This window comes from Pseudomonas salomonii (genome assembly GCF_900107155.1).
GTDB classification, from domain to species: domain Bacteria; phylum Pseudomonadota; class Gammaproteobacteria; order Pseudomonadales; family Pseudomonadaceae; genus Aquipseudomonas; species Aquipseudomonas salomonii.
The window spans coordinates 423295-440337 of the sequence record NZ_FNOX01000006.1; the positions used below are offsets into that span (position 1 = coordinate 423295).

The 17043-nt window shown below is 62.6% G+C and carries 10 protein-coding genes; 5 read left to right on the top strand and 5 right to left on the bottom strand.

The annotated features are described in order from the left end of the window. Positions 1 to 3: 3 nt before the first annotated feature. Positions 4 to 849, bottom strand: coding sequence for an ABC transporter permease (locus BLV67_RS16435; RefSeq protein WP_069787205.1), 846 nt, complete (start codon positions 847 to 849; stop codon positions 4 to 6). Continuing rightward, positions 846 to 1874, bottom strand: a complete 1029-nt coding sequence (locus tag BLV67_RS16440) for an ABC transporter ATP-binding protein (protein WP_069787204.1) — start codon at positions 1872 to 1874, stop codon at positions 846 to 848. The genes BLV67_RS16435 and BLV67_RS16440 overlap by 4 nt, the downstream gene beginning before the upstream one ends. 242 nt (positions 1875 to 2116) lie before the next feature. Here BLV67_RS16440 and BLV67_RS16445 point away from each other — a divergent pair, with 242 nt between their 5' ends. From BLV67_RS16445 to BLV67_RS16455, 3 genes are all read left to right on the top strand, one after another. Further along, positions 2117 to 2947 (top strand): IclR family transcriptional regulator, encoded by an 831-nt coding sequence (locus tag BLV67_RS16445; protein ID WP_065932092.1) that lies wholly within the window; start codon positions 2117 to 2119, stop codon positions 2945 to 2947. A gap of 160 nt (positions 2948 to 3107) precedes the next feature. After that, the gene (locus BLV67_RS16450) at positions 3108 to 3680 is read left to right on the top strand and encodes a DUF2239 family protein (RefSeq protein ID WP_069787203.1); all 573 of its coding nucleotides are present in this window, start codon (positions 3108 to 3110) and stop codon (positions 3678 to 3680) included. Between the two features lie 25 nt (positions 3681 to 3705). Further along, a complete protein-coding gene (locus BLV67_RS16455) occupies positions 3706 to 5061 on the top strand; it encodes an MATE family efflux transporter (protein WP_017139597.1) in 1356 nt (451 codons plus the stop codon). Here the strand turns inward: BLV67_RS16455 and BLV67_RS16460 are convergent. Beyond that, complete coding sequence (locus BLV67_RS16460; RefSeq protein ID WP_069787202.1) at positions 5045 to 5638, bottom strand: TetR/AcrR family transcriptional regulator; 594 nt, start codon at positions 5636 to 5638, stop codon at positions 5045 to 5047. The two genes, BLV67_RS16455 and BLV67_RS16460, sit on opposite strands and share 17 nt — an antisense overlap. 141 nt (positions 5639 to 5779) lie before the next feature. On the opposite strand from BLV67_RS16460, the gene BLV67_RS16465 reads away from it, so the two are divergent. After that, entirely contained in the window at positions 5780 to 6985 is a 1206-nt protein-coding gene (locus tag BLV67_RS16465; protein ID WP_069787201.1) for an MFS transporter, read from the top strand. On the opposite strand, the gene BLV67_RS16470 is transcribed toward BLV67_RS16465, so the two are convergent. Beyond that, positions 6952 to 7317 carry a type II toxin-antitoxin system HicB family antitoxin gene (locus BLV67_RS16470; RefSeq protein ID WP_069787200.1) on the bottom strand — a complete coding sequence of 122 codons (366 nt, stop codon included), beginning with the start codon at positions 7315 to 7317 and terminating at the stop codon, positions 6952 to 6954. The genes BLV67_RS16465 and BLV67_RS16470 overlap by 34 nt on opposite strands. Further along, positions 7314 to 7565, bottom strand: coding sequence for a type II toxin-antitoxin system HicA family toxin (locus tag BLV67_RS16475; RefSeq protein ID WP_069787199.1), 252 nt, complete (start codon positions 7563 to 7565; stop codon positions 7314 to 7316). Before BLV67_RS16475 ends, BLV67_RS16470 begins: the two co-directional genes overlap by 4 nt. A gap of 209 nt (positions 7566 to 7774) precedes the next feature. On the opposite strand from BLV67_RS16475, the gene BLV67_RS16480 reads away from it, so the two are divergent. Next, the coding region (locus BLV67_RS16480) for a non-ribosomal peptide synthetase (protein WP_244160723.1) at positions 7775 to 17043 on the top strand (9269 nt) is incomplete at its 3' end.

Consider the following 17043-nt stretch of genomic DNA (forward strand, 5'->3'; position numbering starts at 1 on the left):
CGCTTAAACCCCCAGGGACTTTTTGTAGCGGCCTTCGACCATGCGGTTCCAGCTCAGCATGATCAGCAAATTGACCAACAGCAGCACCACCGCAATGGTCGCGCCCATGGGCCAGTTGAGTTCCGAGAGGTACTGGTCGTAGACCACGGTGGCGACCATTTTCAGGCGGCGCCCGCCGAGCAGGCCGGGTATCGCAAACGAACTGGCGGCCAGGCCGAACACGATCAAGGTGCCGGACAGCACGCCGGGCATCACTTGCGGCAACACGATCTTGCGCATCACCGTGGCCTGGCTGGCGCCCAGTGACAGCGCCGCCTGTTCCGCCGACGGGTCGAGCTTTTGCAGCGAGGTCCACACCGGGATGATCATGAACGGCAGCATCACGTGCACCAGTGCGATCACCACCGCGAACGGCGTGTACAACAGTTTCACCGGGCGCCCGCCGAGGAACTGAATCACCTGGTTGACCAGCCCGTCGGCACCCAGCAACAAGCTCCAGCCGAAGGCGCGCACCACCACCGAAATCAGCAGCGGCGTGAGGATCAAAATCAAAAAGATCGAGCGCCACGGGGTGCCCATGCGGCTGAGGATGTAGGCTTCCGGTACGCCGATCACTACACACAGCAGAGTCACCAGCGCGCTGATCCAGAAGGTGCGCCAGAAGATTTCGTAGAAGTACGCATCGCTGAACAGCGACAGGTAATGGGCAAAGGTCCACTCATCGGCCTTCACGCCCACCTGGTAGTCGAACACGTTGAACGACAGCACCAGGGTCATGAACAGCGGCAGGATCAGCAGGCCGCTAAACAGCAGCAGCGCCGGCAGCGACAACAGATAACCACGGCTCATGGGTGCACCTCATCCGCCGTCAGCACGCGCAGTAACTCGGCGTGCCAGTCCAGGCCCACCGCCGCGCCGCAACCGAGCGGTGCGCTGCCGTCGTTGCTGCGTACCACGGTGATTTCGCCCAGAGCCGTTTGGACGCGGTAGAGCCATTGGCTGCCGAAGAAATAACGGTCGAGGACCTTGCCTTGCAGGCGGCCTGCACCTGCATCCACCAGCTGGATTTTTTCCGGGCGCAGGCTCAGTACCAGTGGGCCGTCGCCGCCGGTATGACGCACTTGGGGGGTGCCGAATTCGTCGTAGTCACCGGCCAGCAAGTTGGCCTTGCCGACAAAGTCCGAGATAAACCGCGTACGTGGGTGTTCGTAGAGCTTGTAGGGCGCGTCGATCTGGGTCACGCGCCCGGCCTGCATCACCACGACGCGGTCGCTGATCGACAGGGCTTCGGCCTGATCGTGGGTGACCATCAAGGTGGTGATGCCCACGGCGCACTGAATACGGCGGATTTCAAACTGCATTTCTTCGCGCAGGTTGGCATCGAGGTTGGACAGCGGCTCATCCAGCAGCAGCACCGGCGGCTCGATCACCAGCGCACGCGCCAGGGCCACACGCTGGCGCTGGCCGCCGGACAATTCACGCGGATAGCGTTCGGCGTGTGAGGCCAGGCGCACCAGTTCCAACACGGTTTTGACTTTGCTGGCGATCTCGGCGGCCGGCACTTTGCGCATCTTCAGGCCGAAGGCCACGTTGTCGCGCACGCTCATGTGCGGGAACAGCGCGTAACTCTGGAACACCACGCCCAAGCCACGGCTGGCGGGTTTGGCGTGGGTGATGTCGCGGCCGTCGAGCAGGATCTGCCCGCCGCTCACGTCGACAAAGCCTGCGATCATTTGCAGGGTGGTGGTCTTGCCGCAGCCCGAAGGGCCGAGCAGGGAAACGAACTCGCCCTTTTCCACCGCAAGGTCGGTGGCGACCACTGCGTCGACGGCGCCGTAGCGTTTGCTCAAGGCGTTGAGTTGGAGAAAAGCCATGTCTGCGTTCCACCTTTTTTGAGTCGCGTCGAAACGCGCTTTTTTGTTTTGGGCAGATGCGAAAAGAGTGTTGCGGGTGCGTTGGCGCTCGATCTCAAGTCGGCTGCCGGTTGTTGTTCATTTCGCCCCTGTGGACGCAGATTAGGACGAAGACTAGGATGGGCGGAAGATGGAATTTCACTGAACGGACTATTATTTTCAGTTTTATTCACTCACCAGAATTTATATCGAGATTACGTGTTATGGATTCCACTGAGCGGAATGAAGGCGCTAAGGAAGTCGGTGCGGGGAGCGTGTCTCGATTGTTCGCGTTGCTGCGCACCTTGGGCGAAGTACCCGAAGGCGGCGAGCGCGTGACCCAGCTCGCGCAGCAGGTCGGCCTGTCGCAGCCCACTACGCACCGCCTGCTGCGCAGCCTGATGGACGAAGGCATGGTTGAGCAGGATGGGCGCAGCAAGCGCTACCGCCTGAGCCTGGAGTTCTTCGCCCTGGCGGCCAACGCCGGCAAGACCGGCAACCTGCGCGACCTGGTGCGCCCGAGCATGTTGCGCCTGAGTGCGTCATTGGGCGATTCGCTGTTTCTGCTGGCGCGCAGCGGCTTTGATGCGATCTGCCTGGACCGCAGCGAAGGGCCGTATCCGATTCGCACCTTCACTGGCGATATTGGCGGGCGTGTGGCGCTCGGCGTGGGGCAGGGCAGTCTGGCCATCCTGGCGTTTTTGCCGGAGGAAGAGCGTGAGACGGTAATCCGCTACAACCTGCCACGCCTCAAGGATTTTCACCTGTATGACGAAGTGCTGCTGCGTTCCGAGGTCGAGAATGTGCGGCGCCTGGGTTATGCGGCGCGCAATACCGGTGTGCTCGAAGGCATGGCCGGGTTGGCGGTGCCGATTCTGAATCGGGATGGGCATGCGGTGGCGGCGTTGAGTGTGGCGACCATCAGTGACCGCTTGGGGCCAAGCCGGTTGCCGATGGTGGTGGAGTTGCTCAAGCGCGAAGCGGCAGCGATCGGGCCTCGGATCAATCCGTTTGATCCGACGTTGCGTCGGCCGTCGCAGACTTTTGGTGGTTAGCCGGTCTCAGCCACGATGCAAGCCAGCTCCCACAGGTCAGGTTGCAGCTAACGCGACAGGTGCGTGGCCGCGCCGACGGTTTTTGCCGCATCGGCTTGCGGATTATCAAAATACAATTAATATGATCCGGGTAAAATAAATAACATCCGGGTAATAACCGATGCGTATTCAAAATACAGCAGTTTGCACTGCCTTTGTCCGTCACCAGCGCGTGGCAGCCGGCTCCTATTCCCAGGTGGCCGAAGCGCTGGCGAGCCTTGACCTGCCCACCGGCAGCTTCCTGGTCTTCGACGATGTCACCGGCACCCAGGTCGACTACCCTTGGCCTGCCGGCTACGCGCCGGATCAACCGGTGCCGATCAAGCTCGATGAAGATCCACCCGCAGCGCCTGCGGTCGGGCGCCCCAAGCTGGGCGTGGTTGCGCGGGAAGTCACCCTGCTGCCGCGCCACTGGGAATGGCTGGCCCAACAACGTGGCGGCGCGTCGGCGGCATTACGTCGGTTGGTGGATGAAGCGCGCAATGTTCATGCTGCCCGTGATCAAATGCGCCAGGCCAAAGAAGCCAGCTATCGTTTCATGAGCGCCCTCGGCGGCGACCTGCCAGGGTTTGAAGACGCGTCACGGGCGCTGTTTGCCCAGGACGCTGCCGACTTTTCCCTAAAAATCGCGCATTGGCCGGTGGACGTACAGACGTACCTGGCCTGGCTGTCACGCAATGCCTTCACCGCATAACAATAATCCAGAGATTCAAACCAGTATGGACGTCACCCCAAAGCGGCCGTTGTGGCAGATCTACCTGATGTTTCTGGCACCCATGGTGCTGTCCAACTTCCTGCAAAGCTTTTCCGGCACCCTTAACGGCATCTATGTCGGGCAGATGCTCGGCACCCAGGCGCTGGCGGCGGTGTCGGGGATGTTCCCCATCGTGTTTTTCTTTATTGCGTTGGTGATCGGCCTGGGGGCGGGCGCTTCGGTGTTGATCGGGCAAGCCTGGGGCGCGCAGGAAACCGCGATGGTCAAGGTGATTACCGGCGCGACCCTGACGCTTGGCGCGCTGGTGGGCTTGATCGCGGCAGTGCTGGGCAGCCTGTTCGCGCGCCCGGCGTTGCAGGCGTTGGGTACCCCAATCGATGTACTCGACGACGCGGTGGGTTATGCCCAAATGATGATGCTGATCATGCCGCTGCTGTTGGTGTTCATCCTCTACACCCAACTATTGCGAGGCGTCAGCGATACGGTTTCGCCGTTGCTGGCGTTGATGGTCTCGACGCTGGTCGGCCTGCTGCTGACCCCGGCGCTGATTCGTGGCTGGATCGGCTTGCCGCCCATGGGCATTCAGAGTGCGGTGTATGCGGGCTTGGTGGGCAACGCGGCGGCCATGCTGTTTCTGATTTTGCGCCTGCGCCATAAAAACCATGTGATGGCGCCGGACCGTGAACTGCTCGCGGCCTTGCGCCTGGACCGGGCGATCCTCGGCAAGGTCCTGCGTATCGGCTTGCCAACCGGTTTGCAGATGGTGGTGTTGTCGCTGTCGGAGTTGGTGATTCTGGCGCTGGTCAACGGGCATGGCTCACAAGCTACGGCGGCCTATGGCGCGGTGACGCAGATCGTCAATTACGTGCAGTTCCCGGCGCTGTCGATTGCGATCACGGCCTCGATCCTCGGTGCCCAGGCGATCGGGGCCGGGCGCCTGGAGCGTATCGGGCCGATCCTGCGCACCGGGCTTGTGATCAACCTGTGCCTGACCGGTGGCTTGATCCTGTTGGGTTACCTGTTGTCCCACTGGTTGCTGGGCTTGTTTATCACCGACGACGCGGCACGGCTCAATGCCGAGCACCTGCTGCATATCATGCTGTGGAGCATCCTGGTGTTCGGGTTCCAGGCGGTGATCGGCGGGATCATGCGCGCCAGCGGCGTGGTGTTGATGCCGGTGGCGATTTCGATCTTCTGTGTGCTGTGCGTTGAGCTGCCGATGGCGTACCTGTTCAACGCGCACTTCGGCCTGGAAGGCGTGTGGATGGCGTTTCCGGTGACCTACCTGGCGATGCTGGTGCTGCAGACCGCCTATTACCGGTTGGTGTGGCGCCACAAGCAGATCAAACGGCTGGTATGACGGGTTGCTTCAAGCCTTGCAGTAACAGTTCCAGCGCCTGCAAACCTTCTTGCAGGCGCAGGTTTGGTTGCTCGTCACGGGCGATCCACAGGGCCGCGTTGACCAGGCTGCCATTGATCAACTGGGCCAGCGCGACGCTGGGGGCTTGCTGGATGACACCGGCCTGCATCATCGCCTCCAGCAGCTGGCGCAGGGATTCCACGCACTGTTGCTCAGAGTCCGTATCACCGAGTACGGCAGGCGCATCCTGCAATACGATGCGTTGGATCTCGCCATCCTGGGCCATGCGCAAATAGGCGCGGCAGCGTTCACAAAAGCCGCTCCAGGGCTCCTGCGCCTGGTCGCTGATGCCTTGCAGGTGGGCGTCCATCTCCGCGTCGAGCTCGGCGACCACCGCCGCCAGTAAACCTTTCTTGTCGCCGAAGTGGTGGTACAACGCACCGCGGGTGAGGCCGGCGCGGGCGGTAAAATCATCCATCGAGGTGTTGGCGTAGCCCTGTGTGGCGAAGGCTTGGCGAGCGCTGGCGATCAGCCGGGCGCGGGTGGCATCGATCATTTCGGTACGGGCTCGGCTCATGGGTAAGGCTCGCATTAGCTCAGTGAGTGATTGACATACGCTGCGTATGTTACGCATGATTTGTCACATACGCACCGTATGTATTTTGCCTTGATACCTGCAAATCGCAAGTTTCAAGGGTTGAGGAAGAGGTTAAGCAGGATGGCAAATCCCTACGCAGAGTTATTCCAGGCCCCAGGCAGCCGGGCGTTCGTACTGGCGGGCATGCTTGCGCGCATGCCGATTTCGATGACCGGTATCGGCCTGATCACCATGCTCTCGCAAGTGCATGGCGGTTATGGCCTGGCAGGCTCGGTGGCGGCGGTGTTTGCCCTGGCGACGGCATTCTGCGCGCCGCAGGTGTCCCGCCTGGTGGACCGCTATGGCCAAGGCCGGGTGCTGCCGATTGCGGCGCTGATCGGCGGCGGAGCGTTGGTGCTGTTGTTGCTGTGCACTCGTTTGCAGGCGCCAGCCTGGACACTGTTTGTGTGCGCCGCACTGGCCGGTTGCATGCCGAACATGTCGGCCATGGTGCGGGCGCGCTGGACTGAGCTGTACCGTGGCCAGCCCAGGCTGCAAACCGCATTCGCTTTGGAGTCGGTGCTTGATGAGGTGTGTTTCATTATCGGCCCGCCGATCTCGGTAGGCCTGAGCGTGGTGCTGTTCCCGGAAGCGGGGCCTTTGGTGGCGGCGGTGCTGTTGGCGGTTGGCGTCACCACCTTTGTGCTGCAGCGTGCGACAGAGCCGCCGGTGCATGCGCAGCAAGACCACCACGGCCGCTGGTTGATCGCTTCACCGTCGGTATTGATCCTGATGATCCTGCTGCTTGCCATGGGCGTGATCGTGGGTGTGGTGGATGTGGTCAGCGTGGCCTTCGCCCAACACCAGGGCCAACCGGCGGCGGCCAGTATCGTGCTGTCGGTGTATGCCATCGGGTCGTGCCTGGCGGGTTTGGCCTTTGGCATGCTCAAGCTCAAGGCGCCGTTGCCTCGGCAATTTCTGTTCTGCGGCGTGGCCACGGCGCTGACCACATTACCGCTACTGCTGGTGACCAATATCCCTGGTCTGGCGGCGGCGATCTTTATCTCCGGGCTGTTCTTTGCCCCAACCCTGATCGTATCCATGGCCCTGGTGGAGCAGGTGGTGCCGCCCAGCCGCCTGACCGAAGGCATGACCTGGCTGATCACCGGCCTGAGTATCGGTGTGGCCATTGGCGCGGCCAGCTCCGGTTGGATGATCGACCACTTCGGTGCTGCCAGCGGGTTCTGGGTGGCATTGGTGGCGGGCGCGGTGGTGTTGGGCTCGGCGGTGTTTGGGTATCGGCGCTTGGGCGCTCAGCCGAGCGTTGGTACAGGTTCTGCGCAGTGATGCTGCAAAAACTCATTCAACGCCTGCCGCGTCAGGTCATTGAGCGTGACTTTCTTGCGCGTCGCCGCCAGGGCCGCCGCCAAATGCAGGTCGTGGCCGACGCGTACGTTGAATGAACCCTTGCAAGGTTTCTCCGGGGTTTGCCCCAGTGCCTGGCAGGTCACGAGGTAGTCATCCACCGCCTCGCGGAACGCCGCGTCCAGCTCGGCGACGGTTTTGCCTTCGTAGCTCACCAGTGCCTTGATGAACAGCACCTTGCCGAACAGGCAGTTGTCTTCGAGGCTGGCTTCGATAGAGCCGATGTAGCCCTGGTGTTTCAGTTGGTTGTTCACTGAATCAGTTCTCCTGATTTCAATTGTTCGATGATCTGGCGCCGAATGTAGTGTTTCAGTTCGTTGCCGGGGTGAGGCCTGTGCAAGGTGATCATTGCACTGGGGTTGCCGATATCGAATTTTACGCGGCTTCCAGCCCCTTCAATCTGTCTGTAGCCAAACTGGTGCAGCAGCGTTACCAGCTCAGGCCAGGTAAAAGCCATGTGCTCATTGAGCAGTTTGGCGAGCAGCTTTTCATTTTTGGACACGGCGTTCCCTGCGTGTAACTAAATGTAGTTGCAAAAAGTGGTGTTCGTCAATGCTAGCCCGAGTTGGCGAGGCTTGGCTGAGATTGATGTAACCCTTGATGACACCGCGCTTCACGCCGCTTACGCCCCGCTAATTTTTCCTTGTCCGGTTCGTTTTATAGGGACGACGTGCCTTTGTGCTTCCTGCCTATTGTTCCGGACTCCAAGAAATGAATGCTGAAGACTCCTTGAAACTTGCTCGCCGGTTTATCGGGTTGCCCCTGGAAAAACGCCAGGTTTTCCTGCAAGCCCTGCAGAAAGAAGGCGTGGATTTTTCCCGGTTTCCGATTCCGGCAGGCGTGGACGTGGAGGATCGCCAGGCGCTGTCCTACGCACAGCAACGCATGTGGTTTCTGTGGCAACTGGACCCGGCCAGTGGCGCCTACAACTTGCCCGGCGCCGTTAGGTTAAAAGGCGCCCTCAGCCTGCGCGCACTGGAGCAGGCATTCGCAAGCCTGGTGGCACGTCATGAAACACTGCGCACGGTCTTCCAGCGCCAGGCCGACGATCGCTTGCTGCAAGTTGCCATCGAGCCTTCGGTTGTCGTCGAGCATCTGGACTTCAGTGCGTTGGCCTTTGACGCACGCGAGCAGGCCGTCAACCAAGCGGCGACCCGGCAATCATTGCTGCCATTCGATCTGGAAAGCGGCCCGCTGCTGCGCGTGCAATTGCTCAAGCTGGACGTGCAGGAGCATGTGCTGCTGCTGACCCTGCACCACATCGTTTCCGATGGCTGGTCGATGAATGTGCTGATCGACGAGTTCATCCGCTGCTACGACGCCCACGAACGCCACGAAACGCCGCAATTGCCGGCGCTGCCGATCCAGTACAGCGACTACGCCCTGTGGCAGCGGCGTTGGCTGGAAGCGGGGGAGCAGGCACGCCAGCTTGAATACTGGCAGGCACGTCTGGGTGATGAGCATCCGGTGTTGGAGTTGCCCACCGATCGCCCGCGTCCGGCCATGCCCAGCTACCAGGGCACCCGGCATAATTTCGCCATCGATTCAGGCCTCGCCACGCAACTGCGCAGTTGTGCGCAAAAGCACAACGTCACCCTGTTCATGTTGCTGCTGGGCGCTTTCAACGTGTTGTTGCATCGCTACACGGGGCAGGGCGATATCCGCGTCGGTGTGCCGATCGCCAATCGCAATCGCGGCGAAGTCGAAGGGTTGATTGGTTTCTTCGTCAACACCCAGGTGCTACGCACCGAGTTGACCGGGCAAACCCGTGTCGCCGAGTTGCTGCAAGGCATCAAGGAGCATGCGTTGGGCGCCCAGGCCCATCAGGAACTGCCGTTCGAACGCCTGGTGGAAGCCCTCAAGGTCGAGCGCAGCGTGAGCCATACACCGCTGTTTCAGGTGATGTACAACCACCAGCCGGTGGTGGCGGACATTGCCTCGGTGAGCACCGCTTCCGGCCTGGAATTGGCGCTGGTGGAATGGCAAGGCCGTACCACCCAGTTCGACCTGACCCTGGACACCTATGAAAAGTCCGGCACCTTGCATGCCGCGTTGACCTACGCCAACGACCTGTTTGACGCGCCCTCTATAACGCGCATGGCCCAGCACTGGGTCAGCCTGTTGCACGCGATGGTGGCCGGCGACGAACACCGCATCGGTGAGTTGCCGATGCTGGCCGCCGATGAGCAGCAGGTGCTGGTCCAGGCATGGAACCAGACGGCCCAGGCGTACCCGACCGAGCAAGGTGTGCATCGGCTCATTGAGGAGCACGTGCGGCGCACCCCGGATGCTCCGGCGCTGGTGTTTGGTGCGACCACCTTGAGCTATGCCCAGCTAGACGCCCGCGCCAACCAGTTGGCCCATGCCTTGCGCGAGCAGGGCGTTGGCCCCGACGTGCTGGTGGGTATCTGTGTGGAGCGCTCGGTGGAAATGGTGGTGGGTTTGCTGGCGATCCTCAAGGCCGGCGGCGCCTACGTGCCGTTGGACCCGGAATACCCCCAGGAACGCCTCGCCTACATGATCGAAGACAGCGGCATCAAGCTGTTGCTCAGCCAGCAAAGCCTGCAGGCTTTGCTGCCGATTCATGGCGTGCAAGTGATCGTTCTCGACCAGGCGCCGGTTTGGCTGGATGGCTATAGCAGCGAATCACCGGCCGTGGCCATCCAGGCGCTCAACCTGGCTTATGTGATCTACACCTCCGGTTCCACCGGCAAACCCAAGGGCGCCGGCAACAGCCATCGGGCGTTGGTCAACCGCTTGTGCTGGATGCAGCAGGCTTACGGCCTGGACGCCAGCGATGCGGTCTTGCAGAAAACCCCGTTCAGCTTCGACGTGTCGGTGTGGGAGTTTTTCTGGCCATTGATGACCGGCGCTCGGCTGGTGGTCGCCGCCCCTGGCGAACATCGCGAGCCGGCGCGGCTGATCGAGACCATCGGCCTCCACGCCATCACCACCTTGCACTTCGTGCCGTCGATGCTCCAGGCGTTTATCCATGAGCCGGGCGTGGGTGCCTGCACGAACCTAAAACGCATTGTGTGCAGCGGCGAAGCCTTGCCATTGGATGCGCAGTTGCAGGTGTTCGCCAAACTGCCAGCGGCGGGTTTGTTCAACCTCTACGGCCCCACCGAAGCCGCCATCGACGTTACCCACTGGACATGCGTGGACGAAGGCGCCGACAGCGTGCCCATCGGTCGCCCAATTGCCAACCTGGCCACCTATGTGCTCGACGCCCAGCTCAACCCGGTGCCCGCCGGTGTCTCTGGCGAGTTGTACCTGGGCGGTGTCGGCCTTGCGCGCAGTTATCACCGCCGTCCCGGCTTGACCGCCGAGCGCTTTGTGCCCAGCCCGTTTATTGGCGGCGAGCGCCTCTACCGCACCGGCGACCGCGTGCGCCAGCGTACCAATGGCGTGATCGAGTACCTCGGCCGCCTCGACCATCAGGTCAAGCTGCGCGGTTTGCGTATCGAGCTGGGCGAAATCGAAACCCGGCTGATGCAACACCCGCAGGTGCGCGAAGCCGTGGTACTGGTGCAGGGCGGCAAACAGCTGGTTGCCTATCTGGTTAACGAAGGTGAAGAGCCGACCGACCTCAAGGCCTGGCTGCTCAGCAGCCTGCCGGAATACATGGTGCCCACGCATTTCGTCACCCTGGCCAAACTGCCGGTCACCGCCAACGGCAAGCTCGACCGCAAGGCGCTGCCGTTGCCGGATGCTGCACCGCAACAAGCCTTTGTCGCGCCCGAAAGCGAACTGCAAAAGGCCCTGGCAGCGATCTGGAGCGATGTGCTCGGCGCTCCGCAGGTCGGTCTGGACGACAACTTCTTTGAGCTGGGTGGCGATTCGATTATCTCTATCCAAGTGGTCAGCCGCGCCCGCCAGGCGGGGATTCGCCTCAGCCCGCGTGACCTGTTCCAGTACCAGAGCGTGCGCAGCCTGGCGCTGGTGGCGAGCTTTGAACAGGCGACGGTGATCGATCAAGGCCCGGTCAGCGGCGAGGTGATCCTCACGCCCGTGCAACACAGCTTTTTCGAGCAGATGATCCCGGCGCGCCAGCATTGGAACCAGTCGCTGTTGTTGGCCCCGCGTGAAGCCCTGGAGCCCGCGCGCCTGGACGCGGCCTTGACCCGCTTGATCAACCACCATGACGCCCTGCGCCTGCGTTTTGTGCAACAGGCAGACGGTTGGCAACAGGCCCACGCCGAGCCGGTGGCAAGCGCTTCAGTGTGGCAGGCGCAGGTCGCTGACGAGGCTGAGCTGGCCGCACTTTGCGACGAGGCACACCGCAGCCTCGACCTTGAACAGGGTCCGCTGCTGCGCGCGGTACTGGTTTGGATGGCAGACGGCGCCCAGCGCCTGCTGCTGGTGGTGCATCACCTGGTGGTCGATGGCGTGTCGTGGCGCATTCTGCTCGAAGACCTGCAACAGGCTTACCGCAGCACGGCGTTGCCGGCCAAGACCAGTGCCTACCAAGACTGGGCGCAGCAGTTGCAGGCCCATGCGCTGACGCTGGGCAACCAACTGCCGTACTGGCAGGCCCAGACCGCGAGCGCCGACCTGCCCTGCGACAACCCCCAGGGCGGCCTGCAGAATCGCCTGGGCAGCAAGCTCGAAATCCGCTTGAGCGCCGAACACACCCGTCAACTGCTGCAAGACGCCCCGGCGGCCTACCGCACCCAGGTCAATGACCTGCTGCTCACCGCGCTGGCGCGCGTCGTCAGCCGCTGGAGCGAGCAGCCTGCCGCACTGATCCAACTGGAAGGGCATGGCCGTGAAGACCTGTTCGACACGCTCGACCTTAGCCGCACCGTCGGCTGGTTCACCAGCCTGTTCCCGGTGCGCCTGCAAGCCGATGGCGAGCTGTCGGCCGCCATCAAGTCGGTCAAGGAGCAACTGCGCGCCGTGCCGCACAAAGGCATTGGCTACGGCCTGCTGCGTTACCTCGGTACGCCTGACGCCCGTGAAGCCCTCTCGAACCTGACCGCGCCACGCATCACGTTCAACTACCTGGGGCAGTTCGACCGCCAGTTCAACGAGTCGGCGTTGTTTGTGCCTGCCGCCCAGGGCAGTGGGCAGGCTCAGGACCCGCAGGCGCCGCTGGCCAACTGGCTGACGGTGGAGGGCCAGGTGTACGGCGGTGAATTGGCCCTGCAGTGGGGGTTCAGCCGCGAGATGTTCGAGGTCGCGACTGTCCAGCGGCTGGCGGATGATTTCCAGCAGGAACTGCTGGCACTGATTGCCCATTGCGTCGATCCGAAACAGGGCGGCCTGACACCGGCCGACGTGACCCTGGCGCACTTGACCCAAACCCAGCTTGACGAACTGGCACTGCCGGCAAGGGACGTGCAGGACCTGTACCCGCTGTCGCCGATGCAGCAAGGCATGTTGTTTCACAGCCTCTACCAACAGGGCGAGGACGACGTTTACGTCAGCCAGCTGCGCGCCGATGTGCACGGCCTGGACGTGGCGGTATTCCAGCGCGCCTGGGCGCAAGTGCTGGCACGGCATGACATGTTGCGTACCGGGTTTGTCTGGCAGGACGATCAGGGCCAGGCCCTGCAAGTGGTGTATCGCCAGGTCAGCTTGCCGTTCACCGAATTCGACTGGCGTGGGCGTCAGGAGCGTCCCGCCGCCCTGGATAGCCTGGCCGCCGAGCACCATCGCGAAGGCTTTGAGTTGGCGCGTCCACCGTTGCTGCGGGTGGCGTTGGTCCGTACGGCTGAAGACCGCTGGCACTTGATCTACACCAGCCATCACATCCTGATGGATGGCTGGAGCAATGCACTGGTGCTCAATGAAGTGCTGCAAGCCTGCAAGGGCCAGGCGTTGGCGCCGGTGGGCGCGGGCTTTTCCCAGCATATCGCCTGGTTGCAACGGCAGGATCCGGCGTTGGGCGAGGCCTTTTGGCGCCAGCGCCTGGCGCAGTTGGACGAGCCGACGCACCTGGCGCGCAGTGTGCCCAAAAGCCCGGCGCAGAGTGCGGGTGAATACGGTGAGGTCCTTTGTGAGTGGGATGCCATCCAGACTCAGCGCCTTTCGGCCTTCGCCCGTGCGCACCAAGTGACCCTCAACACCCTGGTGCAATCGGCGTGGCTGTTGCTGCTGCAACGCTACACCGGCCAGTCCAGCGTCGCCTGTGGGGTGACGGTGTCCGGGCGCCCGGCGCAGCTGGCGAATGTCGAGCAGCAAGTCGGCCTGTTCATCAACACCTTGCCGCTGATTGCCGCTGCCAGCCCGGCGCAAAGCGTCAGCGATTGGGTGCGCTGTGTACAGGCACTGAACCTGGAAATGCGCGAGCATGAACACACGCCGCTGTTTGATATCCAGCGCTGGGCCGGTTCGGCCGGTGAGGCGTTATTCGACACGCTGGTGGTGTTCGAAAACTTCCCGGTGGCCAAGACGCTGGAGCAGTCGGGCGAGGGCGGTTTGCGCTTCAGTGGCGTCAGTCATCAGGAGCGCACCAACTACCCGTTGACACTGACCGTGCACGGCGGCGAGCGCCTGAGCCTGCACCTGGAATACCTGCGTGCGGAGTTTGCGACCGACACCGTGCAGCACATCGGCACCTACTTGCAGGGCTTGCTGCAGCAATTTATCCAGGCGCCCGAGCAAGCTGTGGGCGCCATCCCGTTGCTGTTGGGCCCTGAATACACCCGCGTGCTGCAAGACTGGAACCCGCGCAGTGTTGCTCAACCGGCCAAGGCAAGCGTATTGCAGCGCTTCGAACAACAGGCCGCGTTGCACCCGCAAAACATCGCGCTGATCCTGGATCAGCAACGTATGACCTACGCCGACCTCAACCTGCGCGCCAACCGCCTGGCCCATCGTCTGATCGCGTTGGGCGTCAGCGCCGACACCCTGGTGGGTGTGGCGGTGGACCGTTCCCTGGAAATGATCGTTGGCTTGCTGGCGGTGCTCAAGGCCGGCGGCGCTTATGTGCCGCTGGACCCGAAATACCCGGCCGAGCGCCTGCAATGCATGATCGAGGACAGCGGTCTGCAATTGCTGCTGACCCAGCAGCCGCTGGTGGAGCATCTGCCGATCAGCGCGAGCCTGACGCTTGTGTGCCTGGAGTCCGGCGCAGACTGGTTGGCCGACTACAGCGCTGAAAACCCCGAGTCGAGGGCGCAGCCGGCCAACCTGGCCTACGTGATGTTCACCTCCGGCTCCACCGGCAGGCCAAAAGGCGTGGGCATCGACCTGGCGTCCCTGGCCCGGCATGTGGAGGTGTTCACCGAACTGTTTGCGCTGCAAGCCCATGACCGTGTGCTGCAATTTGGCACCTTCAACTTCGACGGTTTTGTCGAGCAGCTCTACCCGGCGTTGTGCTGCGGTGCGGCGGTGGTGGTGCGCGGTGGCGAACTGTGGGACAGCGACACCTTCTACCAGCAGCTGATTGAACACGATATTTCCGTGGTCGACCTGACCACGGCCTATTGGCTGGCTCTGGTGCGCGACTTTGCAGACCTGGGCCCACGTAATTACGGGCGCCTGCGCCAACTGCACATTGGCGGCGAAGCCATGCCGCCTGAAGGGCTGAATGCCTGGCGCGCAGCGGGCTTGCAGCAGGTGCGGCTGCTCAACACCTACGGGCCTACCGAAGCCACGGTGACCGCCACTGCCCTGGACTGCGCCGCGTATGTCGAGGGCCGTGAAGCCTTGCCGTCGATGATGCCGATTGGCCGCGTGCTGGATGGCCGGGCCATTTACCTGCTGGATGCCAACCTCAACCCGGTGCCGGTAGGTGTCGCGGGCGAGCTGGTGATCGGCGGGCCGTTGTTGGCGCGGGGTTATTTCAAACGTGCGGACCTGACGGCCCACCGCTTCATTCCCGATCCCTTCTGCGCTGACGGCGTCGGCCGTTTGTACCGCACCGGTGACCTGGCGCGCTACCGCGCCGATGGGATGATCGAGTACGTGGGGCGAGTCGACCATCAGGTCAAGGTGCGAGGTTTCCGTATCGAGTTGGGTGAAATCGAAGCGCGCCTGCTGGCCCAGGCCAGTGTGCGCGAGGCGCTGGTGATCGCGGCGGACAACCAGTTGGTCGGCTACATCGTGGCCAACCAGTCGTTGTCCGACACCGAGCAGGCTCAATTGCGCACGCAGCTCAAGGCCGCGTTGCGCCAAGAGCTGCCGGACTACATGGTTCCGGCGCATCTGCTGGTGCTGGAGCGCCTGCCACTGAGCCCCAACGGCAAGCTGGACCGTGCCGCGCTGCCCAAGCCGGATATCAGCCAAGCCCAGATCGATTGGGTGGCACCGGTCACCGAGACCGAGCAACGCGTCGCGGCTATCTGGGCCCAGGTGCTGGGCGCCGAACGGGTCGGGCTCAACGATCACTTCTTCGAGATGGGCGGGCATTCGTTGCTCGCCACGCAAGTGGTGTCCCGCTTGCGCCATGGCCTGGGTCTCGAAGTTGCACTGCGCACGCTGTTTGAGCAACCCGTGCTGGGCGACTTTGTTAACACTCTGACGGGGGGCAACAATCTGGCCGCGCTCAGCGCTTCGGCGCCGGCGATGGTGGCGGCGGATCGCGGTCAGCCATTGTTGCTGTCCTACGCCCAGGAACGGCAGTGGTTCCTCTGGCAACTGGACCCGCACAGCTCGGCCTATCACGTGCCGAGTGCGCTGCGCTTGAAAGGTCCGCTGGACCGCAGCGCCCTGCAACGTGCCTTCGATACCCTGGTGGCGCGCCACGACAGCCTGCGCACGCATTTTAAGCAAGAGGCCGACCGCACGGTGCAAGTGGTCAGCCCGCAGGCGCGGGTCGAACTCGTGTCGCAGCTCACCGACCAGGCACAGCTTAAATCCACGGTGCAGGCGCTGGTGGCGCAACCGTTCGATCTGCGCCAGGGGCCGCTGATGCGTGTGAGCCTCTTGTGCCTGGCGCAAGACGAGCATGTGTTGGTCCTGGTGCAACATCACATCATCTCCGACGGCTGGTCGATGCAAGTGATGGTCGACGAACTGGTGCAGCTTTATGCGGCCCACAGCCAAGGCCAGGCCCTGCAATTGCCGGCGATGCCGATCCAGTACGCCGACTACGCAAAATGGCAGCGTGACTGGATGGAAGCCGGTGAAAAGGCGCGCCAGCTTGACTACTGGCGCGAACTGCTCGGCGGCGAGCAACCGGTGCTGGAGTTGCCTTTTGATCAGCAGCGCCCTGCGGTACCGTCCCATCGCGGGGCGCGTTTGTATATTGGGTTGCCGACCTCGCTGCTCGATAGCCTCAAGTTGTTGGCCCAGCGCGAAGGTGTGACGCTGTTCATGCTGTTGCTGGCCTCCTACCACGCGTTGTTGCATCGCTACAGCGGCCAGCGTGACATCCGTGTCGGCGTGCCGATCGCCAATCGCAACCGTGTTGAAACCGAACGGCTGATCGGCTTCTTCGTCAATACTCAGGTGCTCAAGGCCGAGATCGACGCGCAAACCACCGTTGCCCAGTTGCTGCAGCAGGTCAAGCAGCGCGCCCTGGAAGCCCAGGCCCATCAGGACCTGCCGTTCGAGCAACTGGTGGAGGCCCTGCAACCTGAGCGCAGCCTCAGCTTGAGCCCGTTGTTCCAGGTGGCGTTCAACCACCACATCAGCCAGGCCGGCGAGCATTTACAGCGCCTGGCGCAGTTGGACATGAGCCCGGTGACTTGGGACGAAACGGCTGCACATTTCGACCTTACCCTGGATATCGAGGAATCCCGTGACCAGTTGAGTGCGTCCCTGAGCTATGCGACCGACCTGTTCGATGCCTCGACCATTGAACGCATGGCCCATCACTGGCAAAACCTGTTGCAGGCGATGGTTGACGACCAGCAGCAGCCCATCAGCCAGTTGAACCTGCTCAGCCAGGATGAGCAACAGCACATCCTGAAGCTGTGGAACCAGACCGACGCCGGCTTCTCGGCCGAGCGTCTGGTGCACGAGCTGTTCGCCGATCGCGCCCGGGAAACCCCGGATGCGGTGGCGGTCAAGTTCGATGCGCAAACCCT

Coding starts and splice junctions, on each gene's coding strand:
- BLV67_RS16435 (WP_069787205.1), bottom strand. CDS start 849: ATGAGCCGTGGTTATCTGTTGTCGCTGCCGGCGCTGCTGCTGTTTAGC.
- BLV67_RS16440 (WP_069787204.1), bottom strand. CDS start 1,874: ATGGCTTTTCTCCAACTCAACGCCTTGAGCAAACGCTACGGCGCCGTC.
- BLV67_RS16445 (WP_065932092.1), top strand. CDS start 2,117: ATGGATTCCACTGAGCGGAATGAAGGCGCTAAGGAAGTCGGTGCGGGG.
- BLV67_RS16450 (WP_069787203.1), top strand. CDS start 3,108: ATGCGTATTCAAAATACAGCAGTTTGCACTGCCTTTGTCCGTCACCAG.
- BLV67_RS16455 (WP_017139597.1), top strand. CDS start 3,706: ATGGACGTCACCCCAAAGCGGCCGTTGTGGCAGATCTACCTGATGTTT.
- BLV67_RS16460 (WP_069787202.1), bottom strand. CDS start 5,638: ATGAGCCGAGCCCGTACCGAAATGATCGATGCCACCCGCGCCCGGCTG.
- BLV67_RS16465 (WP_069787201.1), top strand. CDS start 5,780: ATGGCAAATCCCTACGCAGAGTTATTCCAGGCCCCAGGCAGCCGGGCG.